The organism is Fibrisoma montanum (assembly GCF_003583365.1).
Taxonomy (GTDB): Bacteria; Bacteroidota; Bacteroidia; order Cytophagales; family Spirosomataceae; genus Fibrisoma; species Fibrisoma montanum.
In genome coordinates, this window is the sequence record NZ_QXED01000007.1 from 240,334 (window position 1) to 259,529 (window position 19,196).

A 19,196-nucleotide genomic window follows, 5' to 3' on the forward strand; every position below is an offset into this window, starting at 1 on the left:
TGCAGCGTATTGTACAATATTACAACAACTTGGGCATGAATTTGGCTCGTCATCAACAGCTTTGTCCAAGTTTGAATGTGGGTGCAGTCGCCTTGCCGCCAGAGTGCAGCCCTTCAAGCCTAACCTGCCCAACTTAAGCGTTTGTCTTGTCAACCTGAAGCTGAAGATGGAAGCCAAAACTTACCTAACCGGGGCGTTCGCTTTGTCGCACGAAACCCGGATTTGAAACAGCTTAGACGGTACACCCAACGACCCCATGTGGTGATGACGAGCGTAGCGAGACATTTACTCACATGGAAGTTTGGGCTGTTTCGCCTAACCTCGCGGCCTGCTTCCTGTCGCCCGACAAGCCGCCCACGCGAAGCGAAAGAAAATCCTAACTCAAAAAAACTCATTCTACAACCCGAAATGTGTAGCCCCGTTTAACTTTTTTTAGAGGCTTCCCATTCATCAACAAACCCAACCCAACTCCCACAGGTATGATGATGGCGGCTCGGCTGATGAATCTACCGCCCCACGTTCGACCTTCATATTTGCTGCTGTTAGCACCTGGCAAAAACAGTATCGGTACTACGCTAGCGTAAGGACTTAAACGGCGCATGGACAGGCCAAACTTCGACGTTTTTTTCATTCCTTTAATTTCACCAAGTGCAATCCGCTCAATTCCCTTGCGAGTTGAGACCAAGATGGAATCCGTTTTCACAGTAATTAGTTGGCCAACTGCGTTCCGTTTTGAGAACGTATTGATTACCACATAATCATTAAGAGCTACCGTTGTGAAGACCCTGTCATCCGGTCTGATAATTTGTAGATTCTGGCCTTTGCAAATCACCCCCGTGAGAAAGAGACAAAGGAAAAATGTGCTTTTCATAAAACAGTTGAGATGAGTGAACACTTACTGGACTAATAACAATTTACAATTACAAAAAGAAAAACATCTCCGCAAGAATGTTCCTTCTGTCGCCAAAGCGTAAAAAGCAACGTAAAAAACCTACTCAACTTCGGCGCTTCCTCTGTCACAGGTAACGTAAAGAGCAAGGTAAATCCTGTCCCTGCGGGGCGGTCATTGTGTCGCTGGGAACGTAAAACTCACCACGGCTTTACGTTGGCACCCAACAAGTATATGTACGCCAACTTGCGGAACTACTATTCCCTAATAATCAGCGGTATGTAGTTAAGTGCAACCGATCTATTCTATAAAACAGATGATCTTGTTTATGCTTAAAGTAAACGGACTTTTACGTCTGTTGCAACGTTCGGTTTCGTTTTTTGACACGTCGATTTCCCCTAGTTTTTCGAATCGGCCCGGCTCAGTCACTTAAAATTGTACTCGATCCGCTTTACATCGTACTTGCCGGTCCGCTCAAATCGGGAGACGATCTCAGACTGCTTCTCTTCGGCTTCCTTGGCATCCGTGTACGTTTTCAACTCACTCATGCAGCCGCTGCCGGTTGCGCAGACCTTGTTGACGTGGCCGATGAACAGGCTGGACAACCGCTTCAGGTCACCTTCTCCGCCCGTGGTGCTGTACAGATCCGTGTACAATAGTTGCAGTCGCCTGGAGGGTTGGCCTTTAGCCGGCTGCTCCATGGCACAACCAAAGTAGTAATACGTCTGCCGACGCCCCGCATCAGGTGCTGTAGATACGATAAAGCCCGAACAGAGCAGGCCCAGAACAAACAGGCTTAGTAGTTTTTTCATAGTCAATCTGTGTCGAAGATAGGTAGTTTTAAATCGGTTTTGTCAGCTGGCCTACGTTCCGGTACTGGCCAATCTCACCTGATCGTACAGAAATAATCGTACCAAACTTGCCAACTCGAAGATACAGCCTGAGCCTTTCCGTCCTCTACTGCGCGACGGGTTTGGCTCCCCCATTGCGTTCAACTATTTACAAATCTTTATCCCTTCCGTACACTTTTTCGGCGAAAATTTGTTCAACCCACATAGAAACTCACGTTACTACGTAAGAATACCCGTTTTTCATGTCTGTTGTACCCCCTACTTTTCCAGATGACGACCATGCGTTATGGCAGCAATTTCGGGATGGGGACACGACTGCGCTCGGCCAATTAGCCAAGAAATATTACCGTACTTTGTTCAACTACGCCACCAGGTTCACAAAGGACAGCGCGTTGATTGAAGATTCCATCCAGGATGTATTTCTGAAGCTGTGGACGCAGCGCGAACAGCTGAGCGATACGTACTTCGTCAAGTTTTACCTGCTGAAAACGCTACGTCATCACCTCATCAAACTCCACCAGCGCTCCCAGCCCATCAGCGAAAGCCTGACCAGCTGGCTCGACGTGAGCGAAGACAACAACGCCGAAACGCAGATCATCCGGGAAGAAAACTGGCACCTGATGACGAGTCAGTTGAAAACGAAAGTGGCCGATTTGTCGAAGCGGCAGCAGGAAGCACTTTACCTCCGTTACTACGAAAACCTTACCTACGAGCAGATCGCCCAGACGATGGGGATCAACGCACAATCGGTGGCCAATCTGCTTCAAAACTCCCTCAAACGGCTTCGCGAACACTGGACCTACCTGCTTCTTTTCGTTCACGCGCTGTTTTTCTGACTGTTACGGCCGGCGCAAAAATTTTTCTCAAAAAAACTAAGTATACCGCTCAGGAAACCGGATAATCCATTGTAACGGGGCACATAACTGCCTTTTTCGATGAAAGATTATCAATTCTTCGAGTTTGAGGATTTTCTGGAAGACGTTGCCTTCCGACGGTGGGTGTTTCATCCGTTGCCGCAGGACGACGGCTTCTGGCAGCAGTGGCTGGCCGATCACCCCGACCGGGCGGCCATTGTGAACCAGGCGCGGCAGCAACTCCTGGCCATCCAGGGCAACCTCCCCCAGCTGTCTGACGAACACATTGACCAGAAAGTAGCCCAGCTTGTCCGGCAGGTTCAGGTTGCGCAAACGGCCGCCGAACACCCTCGTCCGATTGTTCGGCCCCTTGCCCCGACCTGGTATTACCTGGCCGCATCCGTAGCGCTGCTCCTGGGTCTGTTCTGGGTGTACCGGCATCAGACGCAGCCGTCGGCCACCACGCCCACTACGTATGCCCATCTGGTCGAAGAGGCTTCCGAGCCACTGGTCGAGGTGACTAACGACGGCCGCTCTCCCCGAAAAGTAACGCTCGCCGACGGCAGTGTTGCGGTCCTGTATGCCAATAGCCGCCTGAGCTTTCCGAAGCAGTTTTCCGATTCGACCCGCGAAGTGTACCTGACGGGTCAGGCTTTTTTTCAGGTCAGGAAGAACCCCGCCCAACCGTTTCTGGTATACGCCAACGAACTGGTGACCAAAGTACTGGGCACCAGCTTTTTCGTCAGGGCCTACGAGCAGGATCAGCACGTTCAGGTATCCGTCCGGACGGGTAAGGTGTCTGTTTTTGCGCGGGCCAACAGGCAGGCAACGGCCCGAAAAAACACGCGGGAACTGGGCGGTATCATCCTGACGCCCAATCAACAGGCTACCCTCATGCGGTCGGAGCAGCGCCTGGTTCGTTCGCTGGTGGCCGAACCCCAGCGCGTAGATGCTCCATCGGACCGGAAAACGTCGTTCGTGTTCCGCCAAACGCCCATTGCCGAGGTCTTTGCCGCTTTGGAGCGGGCCTACGGGGTGGATATTGTGTTCGACGAGACCCTGATGGCTCATTGCACGCTGACTGCCCGGTTCGACAACGAATCCCTGTACAAGAAACTGGAATGGATCTGCGCCGGTACGGAATCCAGCTACGAGGTGGTAGATGGGCAGATCATCATCACGAGCCGGGGGTGCGGTTCACCGTGACCAGCTTTCGGTCTACAGGAATCAGCTAAGCCCTGATGCTCAATACTGTAGATCACACCCAGAACCCTAAAACCCAACATTGCCTATGACATAAACCGCTTTCGCACACACAAAGAAGTCGCCGGTGCGCCAACACCGACGACCTCATACGTTCCGTACGATGTCGCCAAACATCGGCCTCAAAAAAGGCACACGGAGCTTTTTGCCAATTCTCCAGAACTAACAACTAGCGTCAAAAAATATGAAAAACCCACGACAGTTGCGTGAGCAAATCATCAGAATCATGCAAATTAGTCTCATTCAGGTCGTGCTGGCGGTTGCCTTTGCGGGCATTACGCTGGCCCACGACGGACGAGGACAGGAATTACTCAACCGGCGAATCAACCTCACGTGCACGAACCAGAGCGTCGAAAGCGTGCTGGAACAAATCGAGAAAACGGCGCAGGTTCGCTTCCTCTACAGCTCGGAGCTGATCCGGGCCGACCGGCGCGTCAGTCTGTCCCTACAGAACCAGCCGCTGGCTGCAGTACTCGACAACCTGCTGAAACCGCTCCAGATCAACTACGAAGTATCGAGCGAGCAGATCATCCTGAAACGGGCCGTGAGCACAGCGCCAGCCCGTTCGGGAGCCGTAGGCCCAAACGCCGAACGGGCCGTTCTTCCCATCACCGGAAAAGTCACCAGTGATGCAGGCGAAGAGCTGCCCGGCGTAAGCGTGGTCATTAAAGGCACCTCCACCGGAACGGTGACCGACGCCAGCGGGAACTTCACGCTGAACGTACCCGACAACAACGCGGTGCTGGTTTTCAGCTTCGTGGGTTTTCAGAGTAAGGAAGTGCCGGTGAACAACCAGACCACACTCAACGTAACGCTGGCCACCGACGTACGGGCCCTGTCAGAAGTAGTTGTGGTTGGTTACGGTACGCAGCGCCGGCAGGAGCTGACCACGGCCGTTACGTCGGTGAACAGCAAGTCCATCGAACGCCAGCCGGTTTCGGGTTTCGACCAGGCCTTGCAGGGCCAGGCCCCCGGTATTCAGGTCACCTCACCCACCGGCGCGCCGGGTGCCGGTATCAACGTCCGGATTCGGGGCAACAACTCGGTTAGCCTGACCAACTCGCCCCTGTACGTGATCGACGGGGTACCGGTACTGCCGACCTACGACCGCGAACTGGGAGTGGGTAACCAGCGCCCGAACCCACTCAATACGCTGAATCCCAACGACATCGAATCCATCGACGTATTGAAAGATGGGGCCGCAGCCGCCATCTACGGTCTGCGGGCCTCCAACGGGGTAGTCGTCATTACGACCAAACGCGGCAAAACCGGCAAAGCCCAGGTTAACTTCAATGCGTACTACGGCATTCAGCAATTACGCCGGAAAATTCCGCTGCTGAACTCACGCCAGTTTGCCGAGTATTTCAACGACGCCCAGGCAGCCGCCGGCAACCCACCGGCCTTTACCAATCTGGATTCGCTGCCGTACAACACCGACTGGCAGGATGCGGTGTATCGCCAGGCGGCCATCCGGAACTACCAGATCAGCCTGAGTGGTGGCACCGACAAGACGAAGTACTACGTATCGGGCGGCTACTTCAAACAGGACGGGATCGCCCTCAACTCGGGATTCGACCGGTACAGCTTCAAGCTGAACCTCGATCAGCAGATGAGCACCCGCTTCCGGATGGGAACCAGCCTGAACCTGAGCCGCACCAATACGAACGGCAGCGTGCGAAGCGAACTCGGTGCCGGTAACTCCGGTACGGTATTGGGTGCCCTGGCGCAGATTCCGACCATCCCGATCCGGAACGCCGACGGAAACTACAGCATCAACCCGTTTCAGCAGTTCGACAACCCAGTGGGTAACCTGCTCGAAACCCGCAACAACGCCGTCATCTACCAGGTGATCGGTAATGCCTACGGTGAGTTCGACATCCTGAAAAACCTGACGTTCAAAAGCTCGCTGGGTCTGGACTTCCGCTCGCAGATTGAGAATGAGTTCATTACCCGCAACTACCCCGGTACGCAGAACGCCAGCCCGGCCACCCGGGGCAGCGCCCGTACAGGTACTAACCAGCAGATTATCTGGCTGTGGGAAAACACGCTGACCTACGATGCCAACCTCGGCGACCGCCACAACCTGACCCTGCTGGCCGGCCAGTCGGTGCAGTCGTCGGATCGGTTTACGTCGGGCGCGTCGGTCACGGGCTTCCCGTCGAACGCCGTACCGTATCTGTCGGCGGGGACGCAGTTTACCCGGCCGTCGAGCTACCAGGATCAGTGGGGGCTGTTCAGTTTGTTTGCGCGGGCCATTTACAACTACGACGAGCGGTACCTGGCGACCCTGAGCTTACGGGCCGACGGATCGAGCCGGTTTGCGCCGGGCAACCGCTTTGGCTACTTCCCGGCCATCTCGCTGGGCTGGCGTGCTTCCCGCGAAGCCTTCTTCCCGAAAGACATCGCGCTGAACGACCTGAAAATCCGGGCCAGCTTTGGAGCGAACGGTAACCAGGAAATCGGCGCGTACGACCGGTTCAGCACCTACGGCTCGGGCTTCAACTACGCCGGCACCAGCGGTATTGCGGGCGGGATTGCGCCCGACCGGATTGGCAACACGAACCTGAGCTGGGAAACAACGTACCAGTACAACGCCGGGGTAGACGCCGGATTCTTCAAAGATCGGCTGACGCTGACTTTGGATGCGTACCTCAAGCAGACCCGAAACCTGCTGACCAGCGTACCGTTGCCGTACAACGCCGGAGCGCAGAATCCGCAGACGGTACAGAACATCGGTACGGTGCAGAACAAAGGGATTGAGATCGGCCTGAACAGCACGAACATTCAGAACGAGAACAGTGGGTTTACGTGGTCGAGCAATTTTAACTTTACGCTGAACCGCAACAACGTAGTCGACATCGGCACGCTTCGCAACGAGCAGGGGCAGGAAGTAGACCGGGTCATCATCGGCAGCTATACCGTGACGCAGAAAGGCGCTCCGCTGGGTGCGTTCTACGGCTACGTAGTGCAGGGCATCTTCCAGTCGACGGACGAGATTGCGCAGGCGGCAACCCAGCCGGGCCAGCCCAAACCGGGTGATATCCGCTTCGTCGACCTGAACAACGACGGCCGGATTGACGCCAACGACCGGACGATCATCGGCAATCCGAACCCCAAGTTCATCGCGGGTTTCACCAACAACCTGTCGTACAAAGGGTTCGAGCTGAGCATCTTCTTCCAGGGCAGCTACGGCAACGACATCTACAACCAGAACCGGCAAACAATCGAAGGCATGTCGGACCCGCTCAACCAGACCACGACCGTGCTGAATCGCTGGACGCCTACCAACACGAACACGACGGTGCCGCGGGCGGTACGCTACGATCCCAACCAGAACAACCGGTTCTCGACCCGGTTCGTGGAAGACGGTACGTATACCCGCCTGAAAAACCTGACCATCGCCTACAACCTGCCCAACTCGTTCCTGCAGCGGGCCAAAATCAGTGGCGTTCGGGTGTACCTGACCGGTCAGAATCTGCTCACGTTTACCAACTACAGCGGCTACGATCCGGAGGTGAGCGCCGACCCGTTCTCATCGGTTGGCTTTGGTCGGGACTACGGGGTTTACCCGCAGGCTCGTACGTACACGGCTGGTCTAAACGTCACTTTTTAACTGAAGCTTCATGAAACGTCTTATCATATTTTTCTCATCCCTATTGCTGCTGGCGGGCTGTGAAGTCTTGGACAAACAACCCTTGCCCAGCATTACGCCGGAGAACTTCTTTGCCAACGCCGACGACGCCGAAGCCGGTTTGACGGCGGCTTACGATGCCCTGCAACAAACGGGGTTGTACGGCCAGGATCTGAACGTAGTGGGCGAAATGCCGTCGGATAACGTAACGAGCACGAACGGCGACGTAAACGCCCTCGAACGGCTGATCTGGACACCCCAGACCAACCAGATGAACAATACGTTCCAGCAGTCGTACATCGGCATCAACCGGGCAAACGCCGTTCTGAAATACGTACCCGGCATTTCGATGAACGAAACCCGCCGGAACCAGATCCTGGGTGAAGCGCGGTTCCTGCGGGCACTGCATTACTTCAACCTGGTCCGGATGTACGGCGGAGTTCCCCTGCGCCTGGAACCGACCGAATCGGGCGATCCGGGTGCGGTGGCGCTGGCCCGCTCGACTGCCGAGCAGGTGTATGCACAGATCAATACGGACTTGCAGCAGGCCGAACAGCTGACGGCGGCTACGTTTGGCAGCATTACCGCCAACCGGACGCGCATCATCAAAACCGCCGTGAACGCCCTGCAGGCCCGCGTACTGCTAACGCAGCGCCAGTGGGCCGATGCCGCTACGGCCGCCGGCAAGGTGATCGCTAGTGGCCTGTACCAGTTGTCGCCGAGCTTCAGCGCGCTGTTCCCGGCGGACAATAACCCCGAGTCGATTGTTGAAGTGCAGTTTGCCGGGAACGCCGATGGCGGGTTCATTCTGCCCGATCTGTTGCTGCCTTCGCCCCCGGCTACGTATTCGTTTCCGAAGTTTAACATCCCCACGACGGAACTGATCCAGTATGCCGATACGCTGAACGACCTCCGCTGGAAGTTCACGGGCGAGGTCACGCAGGCCGGTCGCAACCACGCCAGCTTTGTGATGGCCCGGTCGGGCAACGCCAACGACAACGGCCCGTTCGTGTACAAATGGCGGAGCAATCCGAACGCCTTCAACAGCCCCGACAACTACTACGTCCTGCGGCTGGCCGACGTCCTGCTGATGTTTGCCGAAGCGTCGAACGAGCAGAACGGCCCGAACCAGGAAGCGCTGACCCGACTCAACGCGGTACGGACCCGGGCGGGCTTACCGGCCCTGACCCTGGCCAACCTGGCCACGAAGCAGGCTTTCCGCGATGAAGTCGATCGCCAACGGCGGCTGGAACTGGCCTTTGAAGGCGAACGCTGGTTTGATTTGCTGCGCTACGCCCGGCAAACGCAGGCCGATGCGGGCGCCACCCACCGGGTGACGGCGCTGGATATTATTCAGCAGGTGCGGGGTTCGCGGGATGTAAACTATCTGCTGTTCCCAATTCCGCAAAGTGAGATCAACAACAACCCACTGATCCAGCAAAATCCGGGGTATTGATTCGTTTGTAGTGTGTGGTTTGTAGTTTGTGGTTAGTAGTTCGGGGTTTGTGGTTAGCCGCTGACAGGGCAGAAACTGGCTAACTACAAACCACACACTACAAACCACTAACCACAAATTACAAACCCCGAACCCTTTGAACAACCCTCTTTCAACTATGCTCACTTCCTTCACTAAACATACCGTTACGCTGGGACTGGCTGCCCTATTGGGCTTTGGTGCAGGCTGCCAGCGCTCTACCGTCAGCCAGCGCCCATCTACGAAAGGCGTCGAGTTCTGGCTGACAAACCCCGGCGGCTCAGCGTTGTTTGAGAAACAGCCCGGTACGCTCACCTTCGGCAAGGCGACGAACCAGCATCCGACCATCGACATCGACCCGTCGACAACGTACCAGACCATCGATGGTTTCGGCTACACCCTGACGGGCGGCAGCGCCATGCTCATCGATCAGATGGAACCGAAGGCCAAAGCTGCGTTACTGAAGGAACTGTTTTCGACCGAGGGCACGGGCATTGGGGTTAGTTACCTGCGCGTCAGTATCGGCGCATCGGACCTCGACGACCGGGTGTTTTCATACAATGACCTACCGGAAGGAGAGACAGATGTGAAGCTGGCGAAGTTTTCGCTCGATCCGGACCGTAAGTACCTGATTCCGGTTCTGAAGCAGATTCTGGCGATTAATCCAGCCATCAAAATTCTGGGATCACCCTGGTCGCCCCCAACCTGGATGAAAACGAATAACAACTCGAAGGGCGGCAGTCTGAAACCAGCGTATTACGATACGTACGCGCAGTACTTTGTAAAGTACATCCAAAGCATGAAAGCCGAGGGCATCCCGATCGATGCCATCACCATCCAGAATGAGCCGCTCCATCCGGGCAACAATCCCAGCCTGCTCATGCTCCCGGAAGACCAGGCCACATTCATCAAAAAGAGCCTGGGACCGGCGTTCCAACAGGCGAATATAGACACGAAGATTATCCTGTACGACCACAACGCCGACCGCCCCGACTACCCCATCACGATTCTGAACGATCCTGAGGCAAAGAAATACGTCGACGGGTCGGCTTTTCACCTCTACGCGGGGCCCATCGAAGCCCTCAGTAAGGTTCATGATGCGCACCCGGATAAGCATCTGTACTTTACCGAGCAGTGGATCGGCGCACCCGGCAACCTGAAAGGCGATCTGGCCTGGCACGTGAAAACGCTGATCATCGGGGCTACCCGCAACTGGGCACGTACCGTGCTGGAATGGAACCTGGCCGCCGATCCCAACCAGGACCCGCATACGGAAGGCGGCTGTACGAAATGCCTGGGAGCCCTAACCATCGACGGCAATCAGGTAACCCGCAATCCGGCGTATTACAACGTAGCCGTGGCGTCCAAGTTCGTGCGGCCCGGTTCCGTTCGGATTGCCTCCAATACGTCCGAAACGCTGCCTAACGTTGCCTTTAAAACACCCGATGGAGGTACCGCGCTGATTGTATTCAACAACAGTCAGTCGGTCCAGCCGTTCAACATCCGATATGAAGGAAACGTAGTTAGTACGTCGTTACCGGCGGGTTCGGTGGGAACCTATGTCTGGTAAGAAGGCGGGTCGTGCGGGTAAACATGCGTCGATTCACTATTTTCGCAGGCCATTCGAGCGAATGGATTCAACAGCAGCCGGCGCCGGCTGCTGTTTTCCTGTAACGTAACCAGCTTATGATCCGGTTTTTTTCGCTGTTTCTGACCCTTTCCTTCGTTTCCGTTCTGACCGCTATGAGCGCCCCCGGCGATCAGCACATCGCCATCGAAACCCGCCGAACCGCGCTGGTCATCCGAGTCGACAAAGACCAGAATGCTACCATTGTTCATCTGGGCCAGCGGCTCGCCCGGCCGGATGAATACGCCCGCATTCCGGGTACCGGCAAACGCGGGGAGGACTACACCGGCATTTATAACTCGGTCTATACGCCGGCCGGCAGCCGCAACCTGCTGGAGCCTGCCATCCAGGTTACCCACGCCGACGGCAACCCGTCGCTGGACCTCCGCTACGTCCGGCACGAGAGCAAGCCGGCCGGCCAGGGCATCGTGCTGACGACGGTGTATCTGAAGGACCCGCAGTACCCGTTCGACGTGACCCTGTATTACAAAGCGTACCAGGACGACGATGTGATTGAACAGTGGAGCACGATCCGGCATACGGAGAAAAAGAACGTCACTCTGCACAAATACGCGTCGGCCAACCTGTATATTCCCGCTCAGCACTATTACCTGACGCACTTCCACGGTGACTGGGCGCGGGAGATGAACCCATCGGAAATCCCCCTGACCGAAGGCATCAAGGTGCTGGACACCAAACTGGGGACCCGGGCCGACCTGTTCCAGCCACCCTCGTTTCTGGTGGCCCTGAACCAGCCCGCCCAGGAAGATCAGGGCGAAGTGCTGGCCGGTACGCTGGCCTGGTCGGGAAATTACCAGATCGCGTTTGAAGTCGACCCGCTGCACAACCTCCGCCTGATGGCGGGCATCAACCCATACGCGTCGGCCTACACCCTGGCCCCCGGCAAAGAGTTTACGACGCCCGCGTTCCTGTTTACGTACTCCGCTACCGGCAAAGGCACGGCCAGCCGCAGCCTGCACCGCTGGGCCCGCAAATTTCGGATTCCGCAGGGGCAGGGCAACCGCCTGACGCTCCTGAACAACTGGGAAGCTACGTATTTCGACTTCAACGAGGAAAAACTGACGGCACTGTTCAAAGACGGCAAGAAGCTGGGGGTTGATCTGTTTCTGCTCGACGACGGCTGGTTCGGTAACAAGTACCCGCGCAACGACGACCGCGCCGGACTGGGCGACTGGCAGGAGAACGTCAAAAAATTGCCGCACGGCCTTGGTTACCTGGTCAAAGAAGCCGAAAGCACCGGGATCAAATTCGGGATCTGGCTCGAACCGGAGATGGTCAGCCCGAAAAGTGAGCTGTACGAAAAGCATCCGGACTGGGTACTCAAACTCCCTAACCGGCAGGAATATTACTTCCGGAACCAGCTGGTGCTGGACCTCAGCAATCCGAAGGTGCAGGATTTTGTATACGGCATCGTGGACGATCTGATGACGAAGAACCCAACGTTGGGCTACATCAAATGGGACTGCAACGCCGTCATCTATAACGCCTTTTCGGCTACCAATCCCAACCCAACCCACGTCTACGTCGACTACGTGCAGGGGCTGTACAAGGTGCTGGATCGGCTGCGGGTTAAGTACCCGACGCTGCCCATGATGCTGTGTTCCGGGGGGGGTGGGCGCGTCGACTACGGGGCGTTGCGGTACTTCACCGAGTTCTGGCCCAGCGACAACACCGACGGGCTGGAGCGCATCTTCATCCAGTGGAACTACTCGAATTTCTTCCCCGCCATTGCTACCTGCAACCACGTAACGGACTGGGGTAAGCAGCCTATCAAGTTCCGCACCGACGTAGCGATGATGGGTAAACTCGGGTACGACATCGTGGTCAGCAAGCTGGACGAGAAAGAACTTCAGTTTAGTCAGGAGGCCCTCAAGACGTATGAACGCGTTAAAGAGGTGATCTGGCAGGGCGACCTCTACCGGCTGGCCTCGCCCTACACCGGGGATGCAGCGTCGCTGATGTACGTGAGCGACGCACGGGACCGGGCGGTTTGGTTCACCTACCTGACGAGCAGCCGCTACCGGGCGGGCAGCCAGGCCCCGATCCACCTGAAGGGTCTCGATCCGGCTAAGAACTACACCATCCGCGAGCTGAATCTGTATCCCGGCACGAAATCGGGCATCAACGACAACTCAGCCACCTACTCCGGCAACTACCTGATGACGATTGGCTTTAACCCCAACGTAGACGCCCGCCGGACGAGCGTGGTCCTGGAGGTGACGGAGATGAAGTAAACCATCATGCCCCCAACCCCTACCGCGCTTTGCGCGGCTAACGTTATCGTGAATTACGGTCAGGCTTTGATCGATGTAAGCTGATTATTTGGTCATCCCAACGCCAGGATCGGACCAATCTCTATGATCTAAACAAAGGGAAAAGAAACGTTTTCGTTATAATTTCGATCTTCTCGGAGGCAAGCGTAAATGCGCAGGACAATTTTGCTGCGGACGTTATTGAGCATCGTCCGGCGTCCCGGCAGCATTTTGTTCTTTCCCTCCTATACTTTTCGGTGGTAGTAGTCCTGCAGTTCACCCACGCACACTACCAGCAGGGGCTTCATAGCCAGGACTCGCAGGCCTACAGCCAGTGCAAAAGTGAGTGGATCAAGCAGGTGGAAGCCGAAGCGTTAGCCCATTATAATAAACCCTAAGTGTTCGCCTAAGAAAGGAACTTCGTTTCAAGGGGGAGCCATTTAGGAGGATGTTCCCATGCGCCAATCGGAGGTCATATAACCGTCCACGCACACCTATTATCGGACAGCTTTTGTACGGTTTCGGACATACCTAAACTAATATTCAGAAGTATAGTCTGAAAATTAGCCAGTTATATAATTGGCATTCTATTTGTTCAACAACTATTAAAGTAATATACCTTTTTGAGCCTATTTGGTATGAGTCGAACCTACCTCGGGGAGTTTGAAGAGTTGGTCTTACTCGCCGTAGCTCTCCTGCAAGACCAACCCACTGGGGCTTATGGCGTCACCATCGCCGACGAACTTAAGCAACGCACCCAACGTAGCACCTCCGTGACGGGCGTGCACGTGGTCTTATATCGCCTGGAGGAGAAAGGCCTCGTTGGCTCGGAATTAGGCGGAGCTACATTAGCCCGGGGCGGACGGCGCAAACGGCTGTTCACCCTGACGGCGGCTGGTCAGCAGGTACTGCGGGAGATGCGTCAACTACGGCTGGGGTTTTGGGAGGCCTTACCCACTCCTTTCTTTTCCTAACCCATGAACAAGTCTTTCTCCGACCCAACCCCTCAACCACGGCACCCGCCCCGCTGGGCTGACCGCCTGCTTTGTTGGTTGACACCCACTGATCTGCTGGAAGAGTTGCAGGGTGATCTGCACGAGCAATTTGCCCAGCAGGTTGACCAGGTCGGTCCCTGGCGGGCTCGTTGGTGGTATGGTCTGGAAGCGCTGAAGGTCATTCGGCCCTATTACCTACGGCGTCGTGTGGCCAGCCTGGCCAATTGGCAAAAGGAGTACCTTCCAAAGCGACTTGCTACCACCCGTCCTTACTTTACCCCTGAACACCTTTCACCCTCTCTACATAATCCGGCTATGATTCGCAACTATTTCAAAATCGCCTGGCGCAACCTGTGGAAAAATAAACTGTTTTCAGTGGTCAATATACTGAGCTTGTCACTCAGTATGGCCGTTGGGGTTATTCTGTTTACCGGCCTGAAAGCCACTTTTGATACCGACCATTTTCATCCAAAATTAAATCAACTCGTACGCATACTCACCCAGGAAACCAATGAGGGGGTACAAACCAAATGGGCATCCGCTCCATTGCCCTTGGCGACTCAACTAAACAGCGTCTCCTTTGTTGAGAAAACGGTTAAGGTACGTCTGGCCGGAAAACACAACTTGCAAACCGATAAGGGTGATGTACCGATTGACATAAAATTTTCAGAGCCTTCTTTTTTTGATGTGTTTGGCTTTAACCTGTTGTCAGGTAGTGCACAAAGCCTTGCCAATAATCCCACTTCCCTTTTGCTAACCCAAAAAACAGCCGAGAAAATATTTGGCAGCACCAATGTCTTAGGACATACGGTTCAATTTGAAAATTTAGGCTATTATACCGTTGGGGGAATAATCCAGGACCCGCCTTTAGAAACACATCTGCCCATTGAGGCAATGTTATCAATTCGTTCGGCTGAACTGCTTGAAAAAAAAGGAGCAATCAGTAGTATTTCACAGGATTGGGGAGGCTTCAAGAGTTCAGCAATTTATGCCCGTTTAAAATCAGACGGTAATTTAGAGCAACTTAATGCGACGCTCCAGAACTATACTCGGAAATTAGATAAGAGCCATCTTCAATTTTTGGCCCAACCCATCGAAGATATTACCCCTGGAAAAATCGATCTTAAAAGTAACCCCCATGCGGGCGCTAGTTGGGAAGACGTAAAAACGCAGCTATTCATCATTCTATCGTTAACCCTTTTAGCGGCTTTCAATTATATCAGTTTGGCATTGGCGCGTGCTTTCTCCCGGGCGCAGGAAGTAGGTGTTCGTAAAATCATAGGCGCAACAAGAGGACAGGTTATCGGTCAATTTTTAATGGAATCGACCCTTGTTGCCCTGTGTGCTTTGTTTTTTACAGTGCCATGTGTTACTATTTTAGCCCACTATATACCCGATATGGATGATGTGACATTCACCTGGGATATAGCCTTCGTAGTAGGTTTAATAACCTACGCCCTTATCACAGGCTTAGTCGCAGGGGCATTTCCGGCCTGGCTATTGTCAGCGTTTCAGCCGATACAGGTTTTGCGTAAAATGAAGACTATAAAGCTGTTCCGGGGTGTTGCTGTTTACAAAGCGTTGATTGTCGTTCAATTTTCTGTGACCATCCTATTTATGATATTGGTTGTCATAGTAGCCGATTATGATCGGAAAAACAATGCGATCATCAGCTCAACCGTGCCATCCAATGTTCTGACACTGGATCTAAAAGGTGAAAACTATCAAAACCTGCAAAACGAAATAAGTGGGTTAAGTCAGGTAGAAACGACGTTGGCCACGAACTGGTACTATGAACCCATTAAACTGGGTAAAGATTCTGTAACGCTAAACGATAAAACGCTGGAAGTAAATTATGTAAGTATTGACCCACGAGCCATTGAAACGGAGGGTATCCGCTTACTAGCCGGGCAAAATTTTCCTTCAACTATGCCCTTAAGTACGGAGCAATATGTGTTGGTGAATGAAGCAGCCGCAAAAGTATTGGCATCTAAATCGGAGACCCTAGTGGGGCAAAATCTCTTGCTGGACTCTGCCTCTGTACAAGTCATTGGCATCCTACCCAATGAGATTATTGGCCAACAACTCCCTTTAATTTATCGGTATTTGCCAAATGAAATAACCACCTTGACCATAAAAATAAAGCCACATACAGAAATGGAAGCGACCAAGGCCATTCAATCGGTATGGAAAGACCATTTTCCTGAGAAAACAGCAAATCTTTATAACTTAAAAGAGTATCGTTATTCAGGAGAAATCAGTGGAGAAATGGAAATTTTTGGAGGCTCTGCCCTGATTATCATGATCATCGCTGCCTTGGGCATTTTAGGCATAGCCAGTTACTCCGTAGAAACGCGCACTAAAGAACTGGGTATAAGAAAAGTAATGGGAGCAAGCAACGTAAAATTGGTGTGGATAATTACCAAGAATTTTGGCATTCTCATGCTAATTGCCGGACTTATTGGTGTTCCAGCTGGCTTGTTTTGTGGTGATTTACTAAGAAAAGAAATGGGCAGTTATCTTGATTTGGGTCTTATAAATATAAGCATAGCGTTTGCTTTGGTTGCTATAGTCGGGCTTCTGACTGTCCTATCCCAAACCATTCGAGCGGGGCAAATAGAACCGGTAAAGGTTTTAAAAGCCGACTAAAAACGGTAAACCATTCATCGGCAGGTTTTGACGATGGTGAGACAATGAATTCCATACCGCGACACCATGACGACCGACTACCAGTTGCGAGCTGAAGGACACATGTGGCTAACAAATGGGCAATTCAATGATTATTCATCCTGTTATCCAGGACAGTAATACCAATGAAGTAGTTTTTGATAGTAGAGGAAATGTACAATTTCTCAAGACCAGTTGTTCTTGAAAATGATATTAACTTAAACCATTAATAGTATAAAGGAGTGTATCTTTAATTTCGTCCACAGAAACGCTTACTTATTATCAGCATGTACCTTTTGGTAAAGCAGACCTTAGGCCAGTTTAGGACTGATTGCTTTACTTCAGCGAGGAATTTGAATTAACTACTGTACAAGTTTTGTCTGATTTGTGTGATCCTCGTTTTCAAACTGTTCAGGGCTTTTGTAGCCCAGCGACGAATGCTTTCTTACTCTGTCATAGTAGGTCTCAATCTAGTCGAAGAGTTCGGTTCGTGCATCATCTACGCTCAAAAACACCCTCTCTTCTAATAACTCCGCCTTCAGGCGGCCGCTTCGGTCTTTAGGTGGGGCTCTGTTTCCTTCCGCTTACCGAAGATCCCCGCTTCGGCGGACCGATCCCTTTGGTCGGGATGGCAAAATAACCGGCTTACATGGATCAACTGCCTATCTCTGATTCACATTAACTTTAGCCGACCTAAGCCGACACCGGCGACCGCCTTCAGGGGTTGGGGTATTTCAGAAACTCACGGCTTTGGCTGATACCGCAGCCGGGCCAGTTTTCCATCCATGGTCGTGACCAGCACCTCGTTCCGGCCCAGCGGCCAGACCCGGTTCAGCATGGCGTTGGACAGTTTGTGTGCCCAGGCTACCTGTTTGCTCTGCCGGTCCACGGCGTAGAGAATACCGTCGTCGGTGGGTACGTAGATGATGCCGTCCCGCTCGGTAATGGGCGACGGGCTGATCTCGTAGCCGTAGCTGCAGTTCACGTACCATGCCGGTTGTGCCGTATCGGAGCGCGTCGACAACGCCCAGAGCGTATCGTTCATGCACTTGACGTAGACCAGCGACTCGTCGGCCGAGACCCCGCTGGCTTCAAACCCTTTATGCTGGTTCGATTTCCAGATTTCCGTACCGGTTCGGGCGTCGATGGCCGTTACGGTCCGGTCGGGCGTCTGGATGAAAATTCGTCCGTTGGTCAGCACCGGCACCGTAGCGGCCGGCGAGTAGTTGCGGCTCTTGCCGTTGGTCCATGTCCAGACCGGCTGCCCGTTTTTCTTGTTGAGCGCATAGAGGGACGAGCCCCACGAGCCAACGTACACCCGCTCCTTATCGGCTACGGGCACCGACTCCACGAAGCCGTTGATGTCGTTGAACGACCACTGTTCGGCCCCGGTCCTGAGCGACAACGCCCGAAATTTCCCTTCGGAACTGCCAATGTACACCACCTGGCCGTCAATGAGCGGCCAGGCCACGATGGGTTTACCCGTTTCGACTTGCCAGAGCAGGTTGCCGTTTCGTTTATCGAGGCAGTAGATGGTACCGTCCGTTGACCCCACCACGACGCGATTCGTCTGCATGGCAGGGGTTGAGTATACCTTTCCGTTCGTGGCAAACCGCCACCGGACGCTGCCATCGGCCAGCGACAGGGCCACGATCTGCCCGTTTGTATTCGGGTAAATGGCCAGGTTCTTATCGGCGACAATACCCGCCCCGATGTCGCTGCTGTCCTGTTTTTCCCAAACGGCGCTCACCTGGGCGTACTGCCGGTTTACCGCGTACGATGGTCGCTCATACGTTTTTGTGTCTTTGCCAAACGAGTGATTTTCCAGCACGATCGTTCGCCAGGGCGCGGCCGTCTGGCCGGGGGTTTCCCCTACCGCCGGGCTTCTCACGGCAAAATACATGCTGTCGTTCCGCATAGTGACGATGTTGTAGGCACCGACCGCATCCTTGGCCCGCAGGTTGGAGCGGCCCATCGTCCCGGGAATCCCTTCAAAATCCAGCTTTTTATTTGCATGCCCGTGGCCGCACAGGGCTGCCTGAACGTTCGTCTTTTTCAGTTCATCGATCAGCAGGTACCAGTTCGCCAGGGCCGGATCGAGGGGGTAGTGATTCATGAAGATCACCGGCCGGTCGGAGCCTTTCAGCTTTTCGACTTCTGCCCGCAGCCATAGAACGTCCTCCCGGGCCACCAGTCCCGGCGACATCCGCATATTCGGCCCGCTGCCGCAGCCGATGAAGCGATACTTCCCGAAATCGAACGCAAATCGCTCAGCCCCAAACACCTTGCGAAAACTGTTGCAGCCATTCTCCGACCATTTTGTATCGTGGTTACCGGGAAAGATGTACCATTTTTTGGTCAGCCCGTCGATGATGCGTCTGGCCGTTACGAACTCCTGTTCCGTGCCGAAATCGGTAACGTCGCCGGTGAACACGACGAAGTCAATGTCGGATTGGGCGTTGATGTCGTTGACCGTTCGTTGGAGGTCTTCGGCGGCTGTTTCGGGCGCGCCCACGTGCGTATCCGTCACGAACGCAAATCGGATCGGCTGCGCCCAGGCGCTCACCGACATACTCAATACGAAAGCAATCAGTCGAATCATTATGTAAAGAGTTTAAACGCAGAGATACTGAGGAAGCGCAGAGGACGCAGCGTATATTTACTTTGCGCTC

Annotated in this window: 12 protein-coding genes; 9 read left to right on the plus strand and 3 right to left on the minus strand. The window is 54.0% G+C overall.

Going from position 1 to position 19,196, the window contains the following annotated elements; all coding sequences use genetic code 11:
- Positions 1-391: 391 nt before the first annotated feature.
- Together DYU11_RS23545 and DYU11_RS23550 are read right to left on the minus strand one after the other, a co-directional pair.
- Positions 392-871: a hypothetical protein gene (locus DYU11_RS23545; protein WP_119670179.1), complete on the minus strand. Its 480-nt coding sequence runs from the start codon at positions 869-871 to the stop codon at positions 392-394.
- 443 nt (positions 872-1,314) lie between these two features.
- Positions 1,315-1,701 (minus strand): hypothetical protein, encoded by a 387-nt coding sequence (locus tag DYU11_RS23550; RefSeq protein ID WP_119670180.1) that lies wholly within the window; start codon positions 1,699-1,701, stop codon positions 1,315-1,317.
- Positions 1,702-1,982: 281 nt separating this feature from the next.
- Between DYU11_RS23550 and DYU11_RS23555 the strand changes: the two genes are divergently transcribed.
- From DYU11_RS23555 to DYU11_RS23595, 9 genes are all read left to right on the plus strand, one after another.
- Complete coding sequence (locus tag DYU11_RS23555) at positions 1,983-2,576, plus strand: RNA polymerase sigma factor (RefSeq protein ID WP_119670181.1); 594 nt, start codon at positions 1,983-1,985, stop codon at positions 2,574-2,576.
- 99 nt (positions 2,577-2,675) lie between these two features.
- Positions 2,676-3,800, plus strand: a complete 1,125-nt coding sequence (locus DYU11_RS23560; RefSeq protein ID WP_119670182.1) for a FecR family protein — start codon at positions 2,676-2,678, stop codon at positions 3,798-3,800.
- 241 nt (positions 3,801-4,041) lie between these two features.
- Entirely contained in the window at positions 4,042-7,470 is a 3,429-nt protein-coding gene (locus tag DYU11_RS23565) for a TonB-dependent receptor (protein ID WP_119670183.1), read from the plus strand.
- A gap of 10 nt (positions 7,471-7,480) precedes the next feature.
- Positions 7,481-8,944: a RagB/SusD family nutrient uptake outer membrane protein gene (locus tag DYU11_RS23570; protein WP_119670184.1), complete on the plus strand. Its 1,464-nt coding sequence runs from the start codon at positions 7,481-7,483 to the stop codon at positions 8,942-8,944.
- A gap of 157 nt (positions 8,945-9,101) precedes the next feature.
- Entirely contained in the window at positions 9,102-10,532 is a 1,431-nt protein-coding gene (locus DYU11_RS23575; protein WP_119670185.1) for a glycoside hydrolase family 30 protein, read from the plus strand.
- Between the two features lie 116 nt (positions 10,533-10,648).
- A complete protein-coding gene (locus DYU11_RS23580) occupies positions 10,649-12,844 on the plus strand; it encodes an alpha-galactosidase (protein WP_119670186.1) in 2,196 nt (731 codons plus the stop codon).
- Positions 12,845-13,119: 275 nt separating this feature from the next.
- Complete coding sequence (locus DYU11_RS33355) at positions 13,120-13,260, plus strand: hypothetical protein (protein ID WP_158600351.1); 141 nt, start codon at positions 13,120-13,122, stop codon at positions 13,258-13,260.
- A 240-nt stretch (positions 13,261-13,500) separates the two neighbouring features.
- Entirely contained in the window at positions 13,501-13,836 is a 336-nt protein-coding gene (locus DYU11_RS23590) for a PadR family transcriptional regulator (protein WP_119670187.1), read from the plus strand.
- 3 nt (positions 13,837-13,839) lie between these two features.
- Entirely contained in the window at positions 13,840-16,506 is a 2,667-nt protein-coding gene (locus tag DYU11_RS23595; RefSeq protein ID WP_229365994.1) for a permease prefix domain 2-containing transporter, read from the plus strand.
- A gap of 760 nt (positions 16,507-17,266) precedes the next feature.
- On the opposite strand, the gene DYU11_RS23600 is transcribed toward DYU11_RS23595, so the two are convergent.
- Entirely contained in the window at positions 17,267-19,126 is a 1,860-nt protein-coding gene (locus DYU11_RS23600; protein ID WP_119670188.1) for an outer membrane protein assembly factor BamB family protein, read from the minus strand.
- Positions 19,127-19,196: the final 70 nt, after the last annotated feature.

Excerpts from the sequence above, each read along its gene's own strand:
- DYU11_RS23570 (WP_119670184.1), top strand. The coding sequence starts at position 7,481 with ATGAAACGTCTTATCATATTTTTCTCATCCCTATTGCTGCTGGCGGGC.
- DYU11_RS23590 (WP_119670187.1), top strand. The coding sequence starts at position 13,501 with ATGAGTCGAACCTACCTCGGGGAGTTTGAAGAGTTGGTCTTACTCGCC.
- DYU11_RS23595 (WP_229365994.1), top strand. The coding sequence starts at position 13,840 with ATGAACAAGTCTTTCTCCGACCCAACCCCTCAACCACGGCACCCGCCC.
- DYU11_RS23580 (WP_119670186.1), top strand. The coding sequence starts at position 10,649 with ATGATCCGGTTTTTTTCGCTGTTTCTGACCCTTTCCTTCGTTTCCGTT.
- DYU11_RS23555 (WP_119670181.1), top strand. The coding sequence starts at position 1,983 with ATGTCTGTTGTACCCCCTACTTTTCCAGATGACGACCATGCGTTATGG.
- DYU11_RS23575 (WP_119670185.1), top strand. The coding sequence starts at position 9,102 with ATGCTCACTTCCTTCACTAAACATACCGTTACGCTGGGACTGGCTGCC.
- DYU11_RS23560 (WP_119670182.1), top strand. The coding sequence starts at position 2,676 with ATGAAAGATTATCAATTCTTCGAGTTTGAGGATTTTCTGGAAGACGTT.
- DYU11_RS23545 (WP_119670179.1), bottom strand. The coding sequence starts at position 871 with ATGAAAAGCACATTTTTCCTTTGTCTCTTTCTCACGGGGGTGATTTGC.
- DYU11_RS23600 (WP_119670188.1), bottom strand. The coding sequence starts at position 19,126 with ATGATTCGACTGATTGCTTTCGTATTGAGTATGTCGGTGAGCGCCTGG.
- DYU11_RS23565 (WP_119670183.1), top strand. The coding sequence starts at position 4,042 with ATGAAAAACCCACGACAGTTGCGTGAGCAAATCATCAGAATCATGCAA.
- DYU11_RS23550 (WP_119670180.1), bottom strand. The coding sequence starts at position 1,701 with ATGAAAAAACTACTAAGCCTGTTTGTTCTGGGCCTGCTCTGTTCGGGC.